The 2,665-nt window shown below is 55.1% G+C and carries 5 protein-coding genes; 4 read left to right on the top strand and 1 reads right to left on the bottom strand.

Annotated features, from left to right (window positions below; all coding sequences use genetic code 11):
* The first annotated feature begins 137 nt into the window (after window positions 1–137).
* The 4 genes from F1735_RS32970 (at window position 138) to F1735_RS32955 (ending at window position 2,421) form a co-directional block, all read left to right on the top strand.
* Window positions 138–863, top strand: a complete 726-nt coding sequence (locus F1735_RS32970) for a hypothetical protein (protein WP_167241152.1) — start codon at window positions 138–140, stop codon at window positions 861–863.
* Window positions 864–1,082: 219 nt separating this feature from the next.
* Window positions 1,083–1,244, top strand: a complete 162-nt coding sequence (locus F1735_RS32965; RefSeq protein ID WP_167241150.1) for a hypothetical protein — start codon at window positions 1,083–1,085, stop codon at window positions 1,242–1,244.
* A 6-nt stretch (window positions 1,245–1,250) separates the two neighbouring features.
* On the top strand, window positions 1,251–1,475 hold the full coding sequence (locus F1735_RS38365; protein WP_373888626.1) for a type VI secretion system ImpA family N-terminal domain-containing protein: 225 nt from the start codon (window positions 1,251–1,253) through the stop codon (window positions 1,473–1,475).
* A gap of 7 nt (window positions 1,476–1,482) precedes the next feature.
* On the top strand, window positions 1,483–2,421 hold the full coding sequence (locus F1735_RS32955; protein WP_167241148.1) for a hypothetical protein: 939 nt from the start codon (window positions 1,483–1,485) through the stop codon (window positions 2,419–2,421).
* A 32-nt stretch (window positions 2,422–2,453) separates the two neighbouring features.
* Here F1735_RS32955 and F1735_RS35950 read toward each other — a convergent pair.
* The coding region (locus tag F1735_RS35950) for a hypothetical protein (protein WP_222853156.1) at window positions 2,454–2,665 on the bottom strand (212 nt) is incomplete at its 5' end.

Here is a 2,665-nt window from a genome sequence, read left to right as displayed (position 1 = left end):
GCTGCTCTGGGGTAGAATTCATGTCGGGCAAGGTGTGTTCGTGCTGATAGGGTAGGTTTTTAGATAACTCCCATTCTATCAATCACTTACGGCATTCTTGCCCCTTTTTGTGCAAAATTCAGGCTAGGGAGGTCGCCATGCAACTGGCACTGGAAGAGTTTCATGCATTTTCGCAGGGAAATGATATCAAAGCCGAGCTTAAGAACGGCTGGTGCGCCGGTATAACCGCGGCTATTGGCGGCGTCATCCCCAATATGCAGGAAGGCGGGTACGCGCAGCCCGAAGACTGGCTCGTGGCTGCCTATGGATGCGCTCGGAAAGCGCTCCTGAGCTTGGCGGCACAAGGCAAAGATTCGCGGCAACTGGCCGACGTTGAAGGGTTGCAGCACTTCCTGGCACAGGCAAAGGACAGCACCGATATCTGTGACCAAATCCACACAGCGGCCTTTAATGCGCGGGTATGCCGCGTGGCGATGAGCGTGGCCGATTGGGTGCCGGCGTCGGTAAGTGGGCCGGTCACCTATATGCTTGCGCTCGGCGACGCCGTGTTCAAGACAAAGTGGTCGATTTGGCGTGCTAATCATGTCGGTCTGCTGGTGCGCGGCGGCACAAAACTGTTGCTGTTCGATCCCAACTATGGCTTGGGCCGCTTCCGGATCTGTGACGAACGCCCCCTAACGCTGGCGGAAGTCACCAAGGCTATCGCCACGCTGGCCTGGAAAAAAGGCTACAGCGCTTCTTTCGGCAACTGCACGGTCGCGATTGCCGTTCTGGATGAAGACCCCTTCGCCCTGCGTTTTTCGCACGCCCAGATGGCACAGGTCGATGCCTTGAGCGACGCAGGCAGGCTGTTCCAGAAATAGCGCGGTTGATGCGCGTCGCGGGAAACCATGCGCAGCAATAAGCCGGATGGAAACGCGACCGGTGACATCGCCGATTGATGCCTATATTGACAAAAGGAGTCAGCTGCGGCAGAAACCGCGCCGCCTCGCTTCCAAATGGAGCGCCTGTCGGCGCCCCCTTCTGCGCCGGCTAGAGGCGCCACGAGCGCGGATGGCTGCGAGCAACAATGGACAGACGCGATGAGTATGGAGTATTTGCTGCAGCCGCTGGACAATGGCGGTCCGTGCGGGGTAGCGCTGCTGCATGAACCCGAGTACGACGCGATGGCCGCCGCCCGCCACGCGGACGATCCAATGTTGCCGCGCGGCGTATGGGCCAGTGAGCTCAAGCGGGCGGACTAGCCGGAAGTGGTGCGCCTGCGCGAAAGGGCGCTGACCGAACGCAGCAAGGATTCGCAGATCGCCGCGTGGCTGGGCGAGGCCTGGATCGCGCTTGACGGCTTGGCCGGTGGCGTCCGGGCGACGCAGTTGCTGCAGGGCTTGTGCGAACGCAACAAACGGAAGAAGGCTGGTGCACGAATACTGCAAAGATCCAGAAGATGCGATCGTCCCGTTTCCACTAAACTAATGTAGAAATTCTATGTCAATCCTGTTCAACGTCGCCCCCGTCGGCGCAAAGAATGATGATGAACCGTACTCGCAGCGAGGCCCGACGTGTTGGTACTATGCCGCCAAAATGCTGGTAGCCCTTCACAACCTGCGAAGCACGGCAGATTTTGAAAAACAGTGGAAAGCGCTACATCAACTTCGAAAAACAATTACGAACGTTGCTGCGCCCCCGACACTCGCCGACCAACACAATGATCACAAGCATTTGCATGACAAATTAAAGGCTGAGTCTGGGTCAGCAGAAGGCTATATCAACATGTTGATTCAACTGAGGGAAACACACGGTGGAACGTTACCCAGCACAGTGGCCAAAGCCTTTTATCGTGACGCGTCGAAAGACCTAAAGACAAATTTTAGAGAATACGAACACCAGATCCCTGCAGTGACTGCGGCATATGAGATTATGAAAAGCGTAACAAACACGCAGCGCGAACACCTGCTGGAGAAATTCTTGCCGCACACGTTTAAAGCGAGCACGATCACGCAGGCCGACTGCACGCTCGAAAAAATTGAAGAACGGCTAAAACGAGGCGGACCGTTTTACGCGTCGGGTGAACTTTGGTCTCATTCCAAGGTACGCACGTCGCAGTCAGTGGACCAAAGTCCTTCCGGCGGTCGGGCCGCGTCTGTGGCTGCACTTGCGGATCACTCGGAGGCCTCTTTGCCTGCAAGTCAAGCTGTCATGCTTCATGCAGTTGTTATTGTCGGAATCATTGATAAATCCTTACTCTACAAAGACCCACATGATTCTGCCGAACTACGCATGATCTCGTTCGAAGCCTTCAAAGCAGGTTGGGTACAGCAGGGCTCGTGCCGCGTTATCGATGTAGTCTGCACCAGTGCAGCCCAGGAATTCAACGATAAGGGGGGATGTTCCCACACTGCAAACGCCTTGGTAAAACTGAAGTAAATAGCGTCTATCTGCAACAACGGCGTCAGGGGTCAGTCGCGGCGATGGCAGGAAAGAAGGAATGCACACACACGGCAAATACCCTTGAGAAAATACAGTAAGGATTTAAGCAAAAAGAACTTGAACAATTTCAATGATTCGATTATCGTTGGTACATGAGTGAAATCTTGACGATAGAAGAAAAATATCTGGCCCTTTCTAGTCGCCTTGATGAGGCAGCATTGCGCATATGGGCGGCGACCGA

This window comes from Massilia genomosp. 1, assembly GCF_011682185.1.
In the GTDB taxonomy this organism is placed as follows: Bacteria; Pseudomonadota; Gammaproteobacteria; order Burkholderiales; family Burkholderiaceae_D; genus Telluria_A; species Telluria_A rubra.
Note: the sequence above shows the minus strand (reverse complement) of the source record. Positions and strands in the feature narration are given on the sequence as shown.

Excerpts from the sequence above, each read along its gene's own strand:
- F1735_RS32965 (WP_167241150.1), top strand. The coding sequence starts at position 1,083 with ATGAGTATGGAGTATTTGCTGCAGCCGCTGGACAATGGCGGTCCGTGC.
- F1735_RS32970 (WP_167241152.1), top strand. The coding sequence starts at position 138 with ATGCAACTGGCACTGGAAGAGTTTCATGCATTTTCGCAGGGAAATGAT.
- F1735_RS32955 (WP_167241148.1), top strand. The coding sequence starts at position 1,483 with ATGTCAATCCTGTTCAACGTCGCCCCCGTCGGCGCAAAGAATGATGAT.